This window comes from Solibacillus sp. iso_87, from assembly GCF_056173085.1.
Map to the genome: position 1 here is coordinate 3,454,099 of NZ_CM149656.1, position 15,783 is coordinate 3,469,881.

Consider the following 15,783-nt stretch of genomic DNA (forward strand, 5'->3'; position numbering starts at 1 on the left):
GCTTAGACAACTGTTAAAATTTTTGCTCTCGTGAATAAAAAAAGTACATATAAACGTATCCTTAATAGTGAATAAAAAAAGTACAAAGAATACATAATACGCACCGAAAACAATTGTAAGACTATTATAACATTTTTTTATAAATATTACAAAAATTTTATTGACAATTTATTTTGCGTTAGGTAAAATGAAATTTTGCTCTAAGTCAACTAAAATATTCATTCATTAAAATTATAGTAGGCATCCGTTTTGGACGTGTAAATACATGTCCGAAATGGCTGCTTTTTTACTTCCCCTTAAAATAAGTATTGCAGTAACTTTAAGCCTCCTTTCAAAAATTTACACGTTACGAAGCACTTTACTGCCGGACTTTACATATGTTGCGTATATATAAAACATGCCTTGTTTTAGATCAAGCCTACATTTGCATATAAGTAAGTAAATGGCTGGACGATAATTATGAAATTTAAGGAGTGGATGAATGGGTGCAATTAATGGTGAGAGCTATATTAACCGATTAAATGCGTTAAATAATGAAATATGGTTGGACGGAGAAAAAGTGGATGGGCTGTTATCTGAACATCCCGTATTCAAAGGGCTTATTCAGACGAAAGCCTCCCTCTATGATTTACAGCATGATCCTAAAATAATAGATGAAATGACTTTCGTATCCCCCATTTCAGGAAAACGTGTCGGCCTTTCTTATTTGATGCCTAAAACGAAAGAGGATTTAATAAAAAGGCGAAAAATGATGAAGCATTGGGCTAAACATACGCATGGGATTCTAGGAAGAAGTCCCGACTATTTGAATTCCGTTTTAATGGGTTTCACCTCATCTGCATCAATGCTTGAAGGTCAAGAAAACTGTTACCCAGACAATCTCCGCGCATTTTTTGAATTGGTGAGAGAAAATGATTTATCGCTTACACATACATTTATTACGCCTCAAGTTAATCGTTCTCAAAGTTATATTGAAAATACGAATGAACCTATTTCTGCAAAGGTTGTCGCGGAGACTGAAGATGGCCTCATTATAAAAGGCGCGCGTCTTTTAGCGACACAAGGCGGTTTAACCGATGAAGTGTTTGTATTTAATGTCGGTAAGCTTGTATTCGGCGAAGATGAAACTTTTTCTTTTGCGGTCCCATCGAATGCGAAAGGATTAAAATTTATTTGCAGAGATTCCTTTATAGGCGGAGAGTCTGCATTTGACCACCCTTTAAGTTCAAAATATGAAGAAATGGATTCCATCGTCGTATTTGACAATGTATTAGTACCATGGGAACGTGTCTTTTTTTACAAAAATGTCGAGGTTGCAGAAAAATTTCTTATTCAAAGTGCTTTTCATCATTTTGCAAAGTCTCAAGTTTTAATTAGGCAGATTGTGAAAACGGAATTTATTCTAGGGCTTGCCGAGCTCCTCATCGAAACGATCAAAGTTTATGAATATCAGCACATCCACGAAAAGATGACAGAAATTATTGCAGGATTGGAAACGATGAAAGCACTATTGGAGAAATCTGAGAATGATGCAGCACTTGATGAATATGGTTATTTGAGGCCAGCAATTTTCCCATTGAAAGTTGCCGGTTATACATTTTCAAAAATTTATCCACGCCTCACTGAGATTATTCAGCTTATTGGTGCAAGCGGAATAATTACACTACCAACAGAAAAGGCATTTCACTCCCCAATAAGAAGCGATTTGGATCAATATCTCCAAGCCGCAACTAAACCTGCTGAAGAACGAGTAAAAATATTCCGGTTAGCTTGGGATTTAACGATGAGTTCATTTGGAACGAGGCAAACACAATATGAACGGTTCTTCTTCGGTGATACTGTTCGGTTAGCGAGCGAATTATATTTTACTTATCCTAAAAAAGAATTTGTCGAGGCAATCTATACTTTCCTCAATCGGAAAAATTAGGAACGTTGACGCCTTATGCATCATTGGAAATCGCACTAATCTTTCACTGCCGCATATAATAGAGTAGAACGATAATTAAAAAGGATGATATTAAAATGACATTGCTGAAAATGGTGAGTTCTATTGTGGCATGTACAAATACCCATCCATTTGACGAAGAAAGCAGCGATATGAATCGTTGGGAAAATGATGGTGGCAGACCCCTTTAGTTAATTCGATTTATTGTTAATATAATGATGGCTTCCGAATGCAAAGACAATTTAATATAAAAAATATCACTTTTCTCTAAGGAAAAAAGTGATATTTTTTGCGTTTTTCAAAGCCATCCCTTTAGGGTGCTTGTCCCAATTTTGATTGTATTTTACTTCATCCATTGCCTCATTACTTACGCGCTTAACCAAACATCGGTACTTGAATGTAACTGATTTGCTCTAAAACGATAATTCTTGTTGTACTTTCTCGTTCGTACGTGTCTGTAGATTCTGTTAAAGTCAGGAAATCTTGATTTACCGATTCCAGTGTTCCGGTAATAAGTTCTTCTCCAACTGCAACAGTTATTTCTTGGTTTAATAACCTCAAAAGCTGAATATACAAAATGCCATTCAATCTAATCCCCTCCTTTTTTAGTAAGCTATATTTTTAATACTCGTTATCGGAATATAAAGGAAATTCGAGTTTGAAGAAAGTGTTATATAGTCAAAGTTTACTTCCAATAAAGTACCCGTGACTTTTCCATACTCCGTTGCAACTGTGAGACTCGATCCTTTTAAAGTTTCGAGAATATTACGTAATTGCCACATATTTACCCCCCTTTATGATGTTATGTTAAAAGGATATGTTTACCGGAGAAACTTGTTTGGGTAAATATTCTATTTTTCAAGATTTCCCAAAAAAATAAGTATGCCGCACAATTTTTGTGAAATAAGATTCATATCATACTACTGAGGTGAGAAGTATGAAGGAAAGACAAGAAGGATTAGTAAGTGTAGTTATTCCATGCTATAATGCCGCGCCATTTATAGTAGATTGCCTAGACGGTCTTAAGTCACAAAAATACAATAAGATGGAGGTCATTCTAATAAATGATGCCTCAAATGACAATACAACAAAAATAGTTGAAGATTGGCTGGAAAATACAAAACCTCCTTTTTCGGTTATCGTATGTAATCTACCTGTAAATACAGGCTTTGCCGGGGCTCTAACAATCGGCTATTTTATGAGTTCCGGTGAGTATATTGCAGTTAATGATGCAGATGACATTTCGCATCCTCTGCGTTTTGAAAAACAAGTAGATTTTTTGTTAAACAATCCAGATTACGATTTAGTCGGATCAAATTACCAAGTATTTTATGATGGAAACTTGGAAGCTCTCGGTAAAACGGCCGACTGGTTGAAGTATGGTGAGTCTATACGGAAATGTTACGAAGCAGGCGGGCACTGTGTCTGTCATGGAACAATTTTATTTCGCGGAAAAGTTTTTGATTTGCTAGGTGGCCCGACTCGAAGAATTGTCGGAGCAGAAGATTATGAATTCATCGTAAAGTTTTTGAATGCAAAATTAAAAATAGAGAATCTGAAGGATATTTTATATTACTATCGGAGACACGATCAACAACGTTCCAAAACTTTTTATGGAGGTGATAAGAGTGGCTGACGAAAGGATTTTACTAGTAGTTGATGCTTTATATATCGGAGGAACCGAAACCCATGTATTAGGCTTGGCAAAAGAACTGGTTAAAAATAATATTTTTGTGGCGATTGCAGCAAATAAAACCGGTAGTTTAGTTGATGCATTTGAAGCATTGAATTGCCCTATTTATTCAATCGAGTTTCCAAAATCAATCTCTTTGGAAAAAGATCATGAAATGGCATTAGTAAAAGAAATTGAGAAAATTATCGAGGCTGAAAATATTACTCATGTTCATATTCATCAGACCCCTTCCGGATATTTAGCTGGTAAAGCGGCTGAAAATAGAAATATCCCTACGATCATCACAATACACGGCACATATTATCCTGATCATGAAATACAAGAACTCCTTAAATTATCCGATGCAGTCATCTGTGTAAGCCCTCCTTTATGCAATTATGTAAAAACATTTGATATAGAAAACCCTTATTTAATACCAAACGGAATTAATTTAGACGATTATCCAAGAAATTCCCCAGTAAAAGATATAAGAAGTGAATTGAAAATTCCTAATGACGCTCCCGTTCTTCTCTATGCCAGCAGAATCACATGGGCAAAAGCACAAGTTTGTTCTATTTTTTTAAGAGCTTGTAAAGATCTTAAATTAAATACTATCCCTAACCTTCATGTCATTGTAGTGGGTGACGGTAATAAATTGAGCGAGATAAAATCATTAGCTCGAATGATTGAAGAAATGTGTGAAGACGCTTTTATCCATATAGTAGGAGAGCAAAAAAATATGCACCCCTATTACTCAGCAGCAGATTGCGTAGTAGGCACAGGCCGCGTAGCTTTAGAGGCTATGGCTTCAGAAAAACAAGTTGTTGCAGTCGGCAACCATGGGTATTTTGGTATTGTGGATATGAACAATTTCGAAGATGCCTGGAGTCATTACTTTGGAGATCACGGTTCAAAAGCAACTTGCAGCAGACATTTATTACGGGATGATCTGAAGAAAATCTTGATGGATCAAAATCGTCTGAAACTAAACGGGATTACAGCAAGAGAAATAGCCGAGGAACTGTTCAACATTAATAATGTAGTAAAAGAAACATTGAAAGTTTATTCCGAAACGATAAAAGGTGGAATGAAAAAATGAAAAAGGTTTTATATATAGGCTGGATCGGGTTTAATAATTTGGGTGATGAGCTGTTATGGCATATTTTCAGAGATACATGTACCAAATACTTGGATAAAGATGAAATCATTGTCAAGCCGTCAATGCCCGGAACTGATTTAAAAAATCTCGACGAGTTTGATACGGTTGTATTAGGTGGAGGCTCATTATTATTGCCAGGCTACCTTCAAATTCTTCAAAACGCTATTCATAAAGGAAAATCAGTACTCATATGGGGATCCGGGTTAGATTGGATTGAAGAGTCAAACCTAAATTTATTGATAAATGATCAACTGACTTCTTTAGAACAAAACTTTAAACAAAAAGATATTGATGTACTGGAAGAAGTTTTGGAGCATGCGCTTTTTGTAGGTGTTCGAGGTCCTTTAACAAAAAAAGCGATTGAAATTATGGTTGGCAAAGAAAAATCGGAAAAGGTTAAAATAATTGGCGATCCTGCTTTATTATTACAAAATAAAGATGCAATAAAGCCTCATGTACAAGAAAAAATAATCGGGATCAATTGGGGAACAACATTTAATCGTTTGTACGGAGCAAATGAAAGTTCAGTTGAAGATCAATTAGTCGTGGCAGTGAAAAGACTAATTGACAAGGGTTATAAAATACTGATTTACACGATGTGGTCAGACGATATATCCCATTGCGAAAGACTTTATAACAAAATCGGGGATACAGAAAATGTACAGTTAGACAAAAGCCTTTATACCGAACAGCAAATGATTAATAAATTATCAACATGTACTGCAACGATAAACTTTAAACTCCATGCCAATTTACTGTCTATGACAGCAGGTGTACCAGCGATTCCACTAGGCTATCGCTTCAAAGTTTTTGATTTTGCAGCACTGCTCGGATTACTGGATTTAGTCGTTTCTACAAGTTCAAAGCAAATAACAGATGACCTATTAAATCGTATCGTGATGATTGAGAAAAATGAATTAATGCCAGATAAGCAATACAATACTACCCAACAAGCATGCACCCCACTTTTAGAATCACCATTCACCAATCATTACTTTTAACTTTATACATTTAAACAAGACTCCTCTTTCAACAACTCGGATACTGGTTGGTTTAGAATTGATTAGCGAATTTTAAGGAGTCTTTTTTTTTTGAGAAAATTACATATGGAAGTATATAAATAAGCTTGATACTGCAATAATTACCACCTCATAAATGCTTCTTTCTTAAGGCAAACTAAAGCAAATATAAAAGGAAGGTGTTGTGCAATAAACATGAATAAACCTTTCGTGCCGCAGCTTGTTTATTTTGAACCGAAAGCATTGGACTATCCGCTCGGCAAAGAACTAAAAGAAAAATTTGAAGCATTAGGCATTGAAATACGTTATACAACCTCCCATAACCAAATACGAAATTTCCCCGGAGACAATGATTTGCAAAAGTATCGAATCGCAAAATCTACACTTGTCGTTGGTATTCGCAAAACTTTGAAGTTCGATACGTCCAAGCCATCTGCTGAGTATGCCATTCCGCTTGCTACAGGATGTATGGGTCACTGTCATTATTGCTATTTACAAACAACAATGGGAAGCAAACCGTACATTCGCACATATGTGAATGTCGAGGAAATATTTGAAGCAGCGGATCAGTATATCGAAGAACGTGCCCCTGAAATCACACGGTTTGAAGCGGCCTGTACTTCCGATATTGTAGGGTTGGATCATTTAACACATTCATTAAAGAAAGCGATAGAGCATTTCGGCCAAACTGAGTTGGGCAGGTTAAGGTTTGTTACAAAATTTCATCATGTTGATCATTTACTCGATGCAAAACATAATGGTCATACAAGATTTCGTTTTAGTATTAATACGGATTATGTCATAAAAAATTTCGAACCGGGTACTTCCTCGCTCGCCCAGCGAATTGAAGCAGCCGGCAAAGTAGCGAGAGCAGGTTATCCTCTTGGGTTTATCGTAGCACCAATTTACCTTCATGAAGGATGGGAGGATGGCTACTATCATATGTTTGAACGACTTGATGCTGAACTCCCCGAAGATGTTCGGGAAGATATAACATTTGAATTTATTCAGCACCGTTTTACAAAGGCCGCTAAAAATGTGATTAATAAAAACTATCCGAAGACGAAGCTAAAATTGGACGAATCTGTAAGACGTGTGAAGTGGGGAAAATACGGAATTAGTAAGTATATTTATCAAAAGAACGAAGAAGACGAAATGAAAGAAAAGCTCTACAGCTACATGGAAAAGTTCTTTCCGAATGCGAAGCTGGAATACTTTACTTAGATATAAAAGCAAAAGCAGACACGTTCCATTTTGAACTGTCTGCTTCTTATATTTTAACGGATTTTTAATTTTTATTTTGTAAAATCAATTTTCTTTTGCAATAAATAAATTGTGACGCCGCCTACTAGGATTGAAAAGGTTTCTCCCACTGCTACCATTCCATACGTTGGCCAAAATGGCAGATCAAAAACGATTATCAGCTGGGCTGCAACTGTAAACATGGATACCGTAAAAATAATACCGGTTACAACAATTTTTAACACTAAGTTTATCATATTTTTTGTAACGATACGGCAAATAACCAACACAATCAGTGTAGCAATCCCGCCTACCGGTACATCAATCCACCACATCGGTGAAATAAGTTGCGGAAATCACATGCACCGGGTGTCAAATGATATCCCGGTGCATGGCATCCTTATGTTCCTCTATGCTTTGTAACTTCTTGCGGCGGGTTATTATGAATTACCTGATTAAATTCTTTTGAATACTCTTCACGGCGATTCGTATCCTTTTTTTCCTTTTTGTTCTTAGTGAAGCTTGTTTTACTTTTTTTCGCCATACTTTTTCACCTCCTAAAAACGAATTGGATTCTTATCTATTTTGCGTAAAATTGATGAATGTATGATGACAATTTTTAGAGCTTTGAAACCAGATTATTTTCCGGAGAAATTTTAAAACTTTTTGTATAAAAAATTATATATGACCAATACTATTATGGATTTCACTTCAAATCTAAGTGACTGGAGGGTTAACCCGATGAGTGCGAATGATCAATCTCAAAAGGACCAACAAAAACTGAATAAGCTTACACAGAGTATTTTTGGAGCAATCTAAAATTAATCTGAAAGCGAGGCAGTGTGTCATGGAGGATCATAAGTGGTAATCAAAAGAGAACCTGGAATTAAAAACTCCAGGTTCTTTCCTATTGTTAAAAATCTCCAGATTGTACACTTGAACACATTATAATTTTTAAAATTTTTTCTCGATCAACGTTTAAAAAATGAAATACGGCCTATACTATTAAAGATTTCACTTCAAATCTAAGTGACTGGAGGGTTAACCCGATGAGTGCGAAAGATCAATCTCAAAAGGACCAACAAAAACTGAATGAGCTTAAACAGAATATTTTTGGAGTAATCTAAAATTTAATCTGAAAGCGAGGCAGTGTGTCATGGAGGAGCAAAAGTGATAATCAACAAAAGAACCTGGAATTAAAAACTCCAGGTTCTTTCTTATTTTACTGGCTTTATTATAATTCTATCCCTGCAATACCAAATCCACCCGGACCCGCATGGGTTGAAATCATCGCGCCGGCCTGCATCCATTTTACATTTTCGAAGCCCGTTTCCTTCGCGATTTCTTCTAAACGCTTCTTAATCTGTTCATCAAGTCCTATTGAGTAGATTAAATACAATTGCTTCCGATCAATATTATATTCATTTAAATAATCCCTCATAAGTTTTTCTGCAACAATGTCCATCTTGCCTCGATATTTTCTAGTTGAAACAAGCTTTCCTTCTTTTAACTCAATACAAGGCTTTATTTTAAGCAACGCACCACCGATATATGCAATATTACTCACCCGTCCCCCTGCTTTTAAAAAGTCTAAACTTCCAGGCAGAAAAGCTAGCCTTGTTTTAGGGACAATTGATTCAATTTTTGCTATTAAGTGCTTGTGACTAATCTCAGGCTCTTCTTCAAGCAAATTAGCTGCATACATCACCACTGCACCTAGTCCACCCGTAACATTTAACGCATCAATCAAGAAAAGATCGTCAAAATCATCTGCTGCAATTACTGCACTTTGAAAGGAAGCAGATGCTTTTGACGTATAGCCAATGTGAATAATAATGCTTTCAGGAAACTTTAATCGAATATTTGTAAACAAATCTTGATATTCATGGACATTCGTTGCAGCTGTAGACGGTATTGTTTTCGTTCGATCATAAAAATCAAAAACCTCTTCTACAGATAGCTCACCATCCAAATAATCTTTTCCATCCATAATAACGTGCATCGGTACTACTTGAATTTGTTGTTTTTCAACCAGGTCCTTCGGTAAATCCGCGCCACTCTCAGTCGATAAAATAATTCTTTTCATTGTACCTTCCTTTCAAAAATGCAGTCACTGCTGCAATCTTTTTTGCATATTCACCTTAAATATACACTAAAAAGGAAATGCGGGAAGCACAACTTTTAGAATGAGCGTTGTATTAAATACATATAGTAAAATCGAATGCTTATTAGGAATTAGCATTGTTAATAGTAAGGCATCAAATTTTACTGCCTTACAATAGGCATCGAACAACACCTGAACGAGCCACCCGATTTAATAATTTCTGAAAAATCAACTTCCAGCACTTCATAGCCATGCTGTCTCATTTGATAATTCACATCACGGTTAACCGGCAAGCTCAGTATACGATTTTGTCCAATAGAAAGCACATTTGTCCCCATTGAAAACTGCTCGCTTTCGCTTACTTCGATTAGGTGATACATACTCGACAAAAGTTTGACTACTTTTGGTTCGAATGCATCCGGAAAAATAAGGGCATCTTTTGTTGAAAGAATATTGAATACACAATCTAAATGTAAATATTTTGGGTTAAACGGTATTGGAAGGATTTCATAATCGGGCAGTTCTTTTTGTAAATTTTGAATGGCTTTTTTGCATGTGCGATCACTAATTCCGACAAAAACTCGATTGCCATCAACAATCACATCGCCACCTTCAATAGAATGTACAGAAAGATTATGATAAGAAAATTTATTTTCATTCAGCCATTGTGCCAACACTTCATCTTCACCTTGACGGATAGGATTTGCCATCTCTGAAATAAACAAATGATCTCCAATAGTAAAACCAATATCTCTTGTAAACACTTGTTCCGGATGGTCTTTACTAGGCGGTAGTTTAATTACTTCCACACCAGCATTGCGTAGTGTTTGTTCAAACTTTCGATGCTGGGCTATCGCAAGATCTTGATTAATATTATCATGCAGATATTTTTTTTGAACATCATTAATTACTTCTTTAATTTCCATATATTTAGGTTCGCATAACACGACCTTTTTTAAAGTTCCATATTCACTTTGACATAATATTTGGGATTGCTTTGAAAATATTTTTACCATAAGTCATCCTCCAAGTTCTTGATTCACCTTTATACCATTCCCTATTTTTGCAATTTCATAAACCCTTTGGGATCATTACAAGGTGAATACTGTTGTTTTAAGAAATTTTCGTTGGGGTATGGAATAGCAATAAGAATTAGGCGAAGAACATTAACGGAGGAGATTTTATGATTACGAAAGGGCAGGCACTATTAACAAAAGAAGATTTCCACAATCGAACGGACTTGCCAAGTTGGCTCTATAAAGAATATGAAACTTTTCATAACACAGTAACGGATAAAACATTCCCTTGCTTTTTTGGTATGAGCGGCGAACTAAAAGGTGAACTTCGCTATGCATATATTGCACAGCACGATTGGAGTAACTTACCTCACGCAGTAGAAAGTTTTTTAGATTTATTTAAACAGCCCGATTATAAAAGACACGGTCTCTTTGTATTTGTTGAGCCTTTTGAACAAGAAGGGGCGCTAGATGATTACCGTCAACAGTTTTGGAATATCCTCCAGTACCTACATACAGCTGATAAAGTAGAATGGCCGGAAAGCAGTCCTCGTGACCCGGATCATTATTTGTGGGATTTTCATTTCGCTGGAGAGCCTATCTTTGTATTTGGAAATGCTCCTGCATATAAAAAGCGCAAAACCCGCCATTTAGGAAATGCGATGGTACTCGGTTTTCAGCCGCGTAAAATATTCCAAGGTTTAGAGGGTACCGAAAAAGGCGGTATTATGTCCAGGGAAAAGGTGCGGAAACGTGTGGAAGTTTGGGATCAGCTTCCGAAGCATCCTGATATCGGCCATTTCGGAGATCCGACACATAACGAATGGAAACAATCTTTTATCGGGGACGATATTATACCTATTCAAGGAAAATGCCCTTTCCAGCACAAATCATTGCTATGAGTTTAATTTCTAATAAACAAAAGAACGAATCTAATGTGAGATTCGTTCTTTTATCTATTTATTTTCAGACTAACGCTCTCTTTTCGAACGGAACGACATAATAAGAGCAAACAAAAAAAGAAAAATAGTAACAATCCATACAAAATAAAATACCAATCCTAACCCGATATTCGCATCCTGATAATCCATTATTTTATTATCGATCAATGTCCATGTTAATAATGCCAGTGCTGCAATACCGATGAGGCTCACGATCATTCTGGATAGCCCTTTACTTACATAATAGATGACAATTAATAATGCAATTAATACAATATAAGTTAGTGCCGATATCCATACAATTTTATCCATACTGTATTTACCCCTCAATTGTCGAAACGTTACAACTGTTTGCCAGCTAACATTCTAATCCGGCAATACCCACTCCTCCTGGACCAGCATGTGTAGATATACCCGCTCCCGCTTGCATCCATTTCACATTTTCGAATCCTTTCCCCCTTGCAATTTCAACCATCCGATTTTTAATACTTTCATCAAGTCCGATTGAGTAAATCAAAAATAGCAGTTTTCCATCAATATTATATTCATTTAAAAAGTCATGCATAAACTTTTCTGATACAATACTCATCTTCCCGCGATAGTTTCTTTTTGAAACAAGGTTCCCCTCTTTTAATTCAATGCAAGGCTTTATTTTCAACAATGCTCCCCCAAGATAAACAAGATTGCCGACCCTTCCACCTGCTTTCAAAAAATCGAGACTACCTGGAAGAATCGCAAGCCGTGTTTTCGGAACAAAGGATTCTATTTTCTCTATTAAACGAATATGGTCAATTGAAGGTTCATTTTCAAGCAAAATGGCTGCATACATGACGATTGCAGCTAATCCCCCTGTTATATTTAATGAGTCAATAAGGAAAAGATCGTCAAATTCTTTTGCTGCAATGACCGCACTTTGAAAAGTGACAGATGCTTTTGATGTACACCCAATATGAATAATGATACTATCCGGAAAATCTGATTTGATTTGTGAAAATAGATCATAATATTCCTGTATATTAGTAGCTGCAGTAGATGGGATTTTCTTAGTACGACTATAATAATCAAAAACTTCCTCTACAGAAAGTTCCCCGTCCAAATAATCTTTCCCATCCATAATGATATGCATTGGAGCTACTTGAATTTGATATTTTTCAACCAGTTCTTCCGGTAAATCTGCCCCACTGTCAGTTGATAAAATAATCTTTCTCATCGTATACACCTTCCAATTAACGCAGCCATTTCTGCGTACTTATTATTTTTATCGATAGTTAATATATTTATATGTAAGAGTTAGATTTGCATAACCTGTTTTGACATGCACAATAGAAAAAAACGAATTCTTTTTCAAAAATTCGTTTTGTAAATTTATTGCTCTTAATTTTTCTTCATGTTTTAAAACCATTCCTCAGTAAGATCGACATTTACTGAAACTGCGGCTTTATTTCCTCTGGCAGCCGAAATCATTAACGAAGAAGGTCGGGCTGTTTCAGTTTCTCCTGCGATATAGACATTTTTCTGAGAAGTTCTGCCTACCCCATCTGTTATGACTTTTCCATTTTCATGTACTTCACAACCTAACATTTCCACAAGCTTATTCGGACGGTAATACGTTGGCGCTACAAAACCATAAGATCGTTGAAGCGTTTCTCCTGATTCTAATTCTATTTTTTCTAAAAACCCGTCACTACCAATTAAGGTTTTTATCCGGTCCTCTATTATTTCAATATTCCGTTTTTCTAACTGTGAAGCCGCCTCTTTCGAAAGTTCTAGGCCATTTGTCAGAACAACTAGATCCTGCGACCAGTTATATATTAATTTAGTCAAATGCATCACATGCTCTTCTTTTTCCGCGATGACCACTAAAGGCTTATCACGCTGTTCCCAACCATCGCAGTATGGACAGCTAAATAAACTTTTCCCGTAATAGTTTCTTATGCCCGGTATAAAAAAAACCTCCTGAATACCTGTAGCCAATATAACTTTTTCTGTCATATACTCCTTCTCATTAGATGCCTTAACAATATAACTTTCATTATCTTTATCCTTTTTTATTTCAGTAACTGTTGCGTTTACATAGGATACTGATGGATAGTTCTCCAATTCTTTCAATCCTATTTCTCTAAACTCCTGAGGATTGGTACGATCCCTTGTAATAAATCCACGAGCCTCATGTGTCACGCGATTGCGGTTCGTATTATCATCGAATAATACAACTTCTCTTCTAGCCCTGCCCAAAACTAGACTGGCACTTAATCCAGCCGGTCCTCCGCCGATTATAATACAATCCAATTTATCCATTTTTATCACCCACTCATTTTGTTTCTAACTCCACTAAATTCCAAGTATTTATATAGAAAAAACCTTAATAATTCTTTATGCCCTATCTTGGATATTTTGAACCAAAAATCCAGAAGTATCCTTTAGTATTAATTTTTATATAAAAAACTTTCTTAAAATCGATAAATAATAAAATAAATCGAAAAAATATAATTTTTTAATATATATTATAATTTCTGAAATATAGATAGACAAAAGACCCATAATAATATATTCTATTATTCGTCTTAAAGCCCTCATTTTGGGAATCAAAGTCAATACATAGGTAAAAGGTAGATGAAAATGAATATACTTAAAAATTTAAAGATAAAAACTAAGTGGATAGTATTGATTTCCCTCGCAATTATTGCAGCGGTCGCCATCACTGTGTTGTTTAGTCAGTGGACAGTACGAAATATTTTAAAGGAAGAAAATGAAAATACTTCATCTAACAACGCTAAAAATGCTGTTGATCAAGTGTCATTAGGTTTGGAAACTTACGAAACAAACCTTTTACAATTCGGTCAGGTTATTGAAACCATTTTACAAAAGGATCAAGTTGATTATTTACATATCGATAAAATTACTAGCACTCTAAAAGGCAACAATGAAAATTACTTATCCGTATACTTCATGGATTTTAATTCCGGCAAACTGCATTCCACACCTGGAATAGATTATGAGTGGGATGTACGTGATTCTCAAACATTTGCAAAATTGAATGCAAACCCCAACATACAATGGATGGATGTCTATTTAGATACTGGTATTAATAAGTTAATGACTTCTGTTATTGCCCCTGTATTTAAAGATGATGAACTTGTCGGTGCGGTCGGCTATGATATTGATTTTTCTACAATAGGTGAGATTCGTGAAGGGATCGAAGAAAAATCATCTTCAAAATTAATGATTGTCGATCCAAATGGATTGATTGTATCTTCATTTATTGAAGATGGGGACGGGAAGAATATCATTGCTGATAATTCCGGCAAGACTGCTGGTGTTACCGATCTATTAGATACTTCCGAATTAGAGAAAAAGTTTAATTGGCTGTCAGATGCTAAAGGTGGGAGCAACCAAATTGAGCAGTTTGAATGGAATGACGTGAATTATACAGGTGAAATACAAATAATCGAGAAAAATAACTGGCAAATTGTTTCTTTAGTAGATGACGATAGTTATGCACAACAGTTAAATAAATTAACAATTGCTGGTTGGATTTCATTAGCGATTGGTCTAGTAATAGGATGTTTATTCGCCTACTTCATGGCACGAAAATTAGTGGATATTTTAAAAAGCTTTAAAGAAGTATTTGAAAAAACAGCAAGCGGTGACTTTATTTCACGTTTCGAAACAAAGTCCAATGATGAAATTGCAGACTTAGCAAATCAATACAACAATATGCTTGATGAAGTTCGCAATTTAATTAACCAAGTAAATGAAAATTCAATGGAAATCCAGCATTCTTCTAACAGTTTAGCTATTATCGCCAAGGAAAATGAGCAAGCGCTAAATAATGTCTCTAACAGCATCGAAGAAATTGCTATGAATACGAGCATACAAGCAGAAAAAATGCATGATGGTTCTACAGCTATTCATATATTGGCCGATGGTATAGAATCTATAGAACTAAAAACTCAGCAAATGGTAAATGATGCCGAAGAAGCATTGGCAGAAGTGCATACAAGTATTGTTAAAGTGCAACAATTGGAAACATCCTATGCGAATTTAGAGCGAGCGTTCAACGAAGTAACGGTCGTAACCGGACAGTTAGATGGAAAAACGAAATCCATTTCGAAAGTAACAGATGTAATTGCCCAAATTACTGAACAAACAAATTTACTTGCACTTAATGCATCGATTGAAGCTGCCCGAGCAGGTGAGCACGGGAAAGGATTTGCAGTTGTAGCAGATGAAGTAAGGAGCTTGGCAGAAAGTTCAAAAGCGGCAACAACAAATATTCAGCAAATCATTCTAAGTATTTTAGAGGATACTCAGCAACTCGTTCAAGTGATGAAGCAGACAAATGAGATTAGCGAAGATCAGAAGACTGCAGTTAATACTGTAGATAATGCAATAAAACAGCTTTCCGATACATTAGAAAATATGAAAGTGTCGATTTCAAACACAATGGAAAATGTATCAACAATGCAACAGCAAAAAAATGTCGTTGTATCTTCAATGGCAGTTGTTAATGAAATGACAACAGAGGTTACAGCAGAGACGCAGGAAATTGCGAGTTCAATCGAAGAACAAACATCCGCTACTTCTGAAGTAACGATGCATGCTACTCACTTAAATAAACAAGTTGAAAAATTAACTGAGTCTGTTTCGAAATTTAAGCTATAAGAAAAGAGAACCCCAATACA

The 15,783-nt window shown here is 35.7% G+C and carries 16 protein-coding genes; 7 read left to right on the forward strand and 9 right to left on the reverse strand.

The window, feature by feature from the left end; all coding sequences use genetic code 11:
* The first annotated feature begins 481 nt into the window (after positions 1-481).
* The gene (gene hpaB / locus AC0VXV_RS17695; protein WP_475529491.1) at positions 482-1,927 is read left to right on the forward strand and encodes a 4-hydroxyphenylacetate 3-monooxygenase, oxygenase component; all 1,446 of its coding nucleotides are present in this window, start codon (positions 482-484) and stop codon (positions 1,925-1,927) included.
* A 393-nt stretch (positions 1,928-2,320) separates the two neighbouring features.
* On the opposite strand, the gene AC0VXV_RS17700 is transcribed toward hpaB, so the two are convergent.
* Together AC0VXV_RS17700 and AC0VXV_RS17705 are read right to left on the reverse strand one after the other, a co-directional pair.
* A complete protein-coding gene (locus AC0VXV_RS17700; protein WP_251690742.1) occupies positions 2,321-2,533 on the reverse strand; it encodes a hypothetical protein in 213 nt (70 codons plus the stop codon).
* Between the two features lie 17 nt (positions 2,534-2,550).
* Complete coding sequence (locus AC0VXV_RS17705) at positions 2,551-2,727, reverse strand: DUF2642 domain-containing protein (protein WP_475529492.1); 177 nt, start codon at positions 2,725-2,727, stop codon at positions 2,551-2,553.
* A gap of 155 nt (positions 2,728-2,882) precedes the next feature.
* On the opposite strand from AC0VXV_RS17705, the gene AC0VXV_RS17710 reads away from it, so the two are divergent.
* The 4 genes from AC0VXV_RS17710 (at position 2,883) to splB (ending at position 7,019) form a co-directional block, all read left to right on the forward strand.
* Positions 2,883-3,581 carry a glycosyltransferase family 2 protein gene (locus tag AC0VXV_RS17710; protein WP_475529493.1) on the forward strand — a complete coding sequence of 233 codons (699 nt, stop codon included), beginning with the start codon at positions 2,883-2,885 and terminating at the stop codon, positions 3,579-3,581.
* Positions 3,574-4,716, forward strand: coding sequence for a glycosyltransferase (locus AC0VXV_RS17715; protein ID WP_475529494.1), 1,143 nt, complete (start codon positions 3,574-3,576; stop codon positions 4,714-4,716). Before AC0VXV_RS17710 ends, AC0VXV_RS17715 begins: the two co-directional genes overlap by 8 nt.
* Positions 4,713-5,777: a polysaccharide pyruvyl transferase family protein gene (locus AC0VXV_RS17720; protein WP_475529495.1), complete on the forward strand. Its 1,065-nt coding sequence runs from the start codon at positions 4,713-4,715 to the stop codon at positions 5,775-5,777. The genes AC0VXV_RS17715 and AC0VXV_RS17720 overlap by 4 nt, the downstream gene beginning before the upstream one ends.
* 213 nt (positions 5,778-5,990) lie before the next feature.
* Positions 5,991-7,019 (forward strand): spore photoproduct lyase, encoded by a 1,029-nt coding sequence (splB, locus tag AC0VXV_RS17725; protein WP_475529496.1) that lies wholly within the window; start codon positions 5,991-5,993, stop codon positions 7,017-7,019.
* A gap of 71 nt (positions 7,020-7,090) precedes the next feature.
* Here splB and AC0VXV_RS17730 read toward each other — a convergent pair whose 3' ends face one another.
* From AC0VXV_RS17730 to AC0VXV_RS17745, 4 genes are all read right to left on the reverse strand, one after another.
* Complete coding sequence (locus tag AC0VXV_RS17730; protein ID WP_475529497.1) at positions 7,091-7,372, reverse strand: QueT transporter family protein; 282 nt, start codon at positions 7,370-7,372, stop codon at positions 7,091-7,093.
* 65 nt (positions 7,373-7,437) lie between these two features.
* The gene (locus tag AC0VXV_RS17735) at positions 7,438-7,581 is read right to left on the reverse strand and encodes a hypothetical protein (RefSeq protein ID WP_014822645.1); all 144 of its coding nucleotides are present in this window, start codon (positions 7,579-7,581) and stop codon (positions 7,438-7,440) included.
* Positions 7,582-8,271: 690 nt separating this feature from the next.
* Positions 8,272-9,123 carry a DegV family protein gene (locus AC0VXV_RS17740; RefSeq protein ID WP_475529498.1) on the reverse strand — a complete coding sequence of 284 codons (852 nt, stop codon included), beginning with the start codon at positions 9,121-9,123 and terminating at the stop codon, positions 8,272-8,274.
* 179 nt (positions 9,124-9,302) lie between these two features.
* The gene (locus AC0VXV_RS17745) at positions 9,303-10,157 is read right to left on the reverse strand and encodes a dimethylarginine dimethylaminohydrolase family protein (protein ID WP_475529499.1); all 855 of its coding nucleotides are present in this window, start codon (positions 10,155-10,157) and stop codon (positions 9,303-9,305) included.
* A gap of 167 nt (positions 10,158-10,324) precedes the next feature.
* Here AC0VXV_RS17745 and AC0VXV_RS17750 point away from each other — a divergent pair, with 167 nt between their 5' ends.
* Positions 10,325-11,059 carry a YqcI/YcgG family protein gene (locus AC0VXV_RS17750; RefSeq protein ID WP_475529500.1) on the forward strand — a complete coding sequence of 245 codons (735 nt, stop codon included), beginning with the start codon at positions 10,325-10,327 and terminating at the stop codon, positions 11,057-11,059.
* Between the two features lie 69 nt (positions 11,060-11,128).
* Here AC0VXV_RS17750 and AC0VXV_RS17755 read toward each other — a convergent pair whose 3' ends face one another.
* The 3 genes from AC0VXV_RS17755 to AC0VXV_RS17765 all read right to left on the reverse strand — a co-directional run bounded on the left by AC0VXV_RS17755 (position 11,129) and on the right by AC0VXV_RS17765 (position 13,396).
* Complete coding sequence (locus AC0VXV_RS17755; protein ID WP_475529501.1) at positions 11,129-11,410, reverse strand: potassium transporter Kef; 282 nt, start codon at positions 11,408-11,410, stop codon at positions 11,129-11,131.
* Positions 11,411-11,456: 46 nt separating this feature from the next.
* Positions 11,457-12,308: a DegV family protein gene (locus tag AC0VXV_RS17760; protein WP_475529502.1), complete on the reverse strand. Its 852-nt coding sequence runs from the start codon at positions 12,306-12,308 to the stop codon at positions 11,457-11,459.
* 182 nt (positions 12,309-12,490) lie between these two features.
* Entirely contained in the window at positions 12,491-13,396 is a 906-nt protein-coding gene (locus tag AC0VXV_RS17765; protein ID WP_475529503.1) for an NAD(P)/FAD-dependent oxidoreductase, read from the reverse strand.
* Positions 13,397-13,717: 321 nt separating this feature from the next.
* On the opposite strand from AC0VXV_RS17765, the gene AC0VXV_RS17770 reads away from it, so the two are divergent.
* Complete coding sequence (locus tag AC0VXV_RS17770) at positions 13,718-15,763, forward strand: methyl-accepting chemotaxis protein (protein WP_475529504.1); 2,046 nt, start codon at positions 13,718-13,720, stop codon at positions 15,761-15,763.
* Positions 15,764-15,783 lie beyond the last annotated feature (20 nt).

What these genes read in the sequence shown, in the direction of transcription:
- hpaB (WP_475529491.1), top strand. Translation starts at nt 482, where the DNA reads ATGGGTGCAATTAATGGTGAGAGCTATATTAACCGATTAAATGCGTTA.
- AC0VXV_RS17705 (WP_475529492.1), bottom strand. Translation starts at nt 2,727, where the DNA reads ATGTGGCAATTACGTAATATTCTCGAAACTTTAAAAGGATCGAGTCTC.
- AC0VXV_RS17710 (WP_475529493.1), top strand. Translation starts at nt 2,883, where the DNA reads ATGAAGGAAAGACAAGAAGGATTAGTAAGTGTAGTTATTCCATGCTAT.
- AC0VXV_RS17720 (WP_475529495.1), top strand. Translation starts at nt 4,713, where the DNA reads ATGAAAAAGGTTTTATATATAGGCTGGATCGGGTTTAATAATTTGGGT.
- splB (WP_475529496.1), top strand. Translation starts at nt 5,991, where the DNA reads ATGAATAAACCTTTCGTGCCGCAGCTTGTTTATTTTGAACCGAAAGCA.
- AC0VXV_RS17730 (WP_475529497.1), bottom strand. Translation starts at nt 7,372, where the DNA reads ATGTGGTGGATTGATGTACCGGTAGGCGGGATTGCTACACTGATTGTG.
- AC0VXV_RS17735 (WP_014822645.1), bottom strand. Translation starts at nt 7,581, where the DNA reads ATGGCGAAAAAAAGTAAAACAAGCTTCACTAAGAACAAAAAGGAAAAA.
- AC0VXV_RS17740 (WP_475529498.1), bottom strand. Translation starts at nt 9,123, where the DNA reads ATGAAAAGAATTATTTTATCGACTGAGAGTGGCGCGGATTTACCGAAG.
- AC0VXV_RS17745 (WP_475529499.1), bottom strand. Translation starts at nt 10,157, where the DNA reads ATGGTAAAAATATTTTCAAAGCAATCCCAAATATTATGTCAAAGTGAA.
- AC0VXV_RS17750 (WP_475529500.1), top strand. Translation starts at nt 10,325, where the DNA reads ATGATTACGAAAGGGCAGGCACTATTAACAAAAGAAGATTTCCACAAT.
- AC0VXV_RS17755 (WP_475529501.1), bottom strand. Translation starts at nt 11,410, where the DNA reads ATGGATAAAATTGTATGGATATCGGCACTAACTTATATTGTATTAATT.
- AC0VXV_RS17760 (WP_475529502.1), bottom strand. Translation starts at nt 12,308, where the DNA reads ATGAGAAAGATTATTTTATCAACTGACAGTGGGGCAGATTTACCGGAA.
- AC0VXV_RS17765 (WP_475529503.1), bottom strand. Translation starts at nt 13,396, where the DNA reads ATGGATAAATTGGATTGTATTATAATCGGCGGAGGACCGGCTGGATTA.
- AC0VXV_RS17770 (WP_475529504.1), top strand. Translation starts at nt 13,718, where the DNA reads ATGAATATACTTAAAAATTTAAAGATAAAAACTAAGTGGATAGTATTG.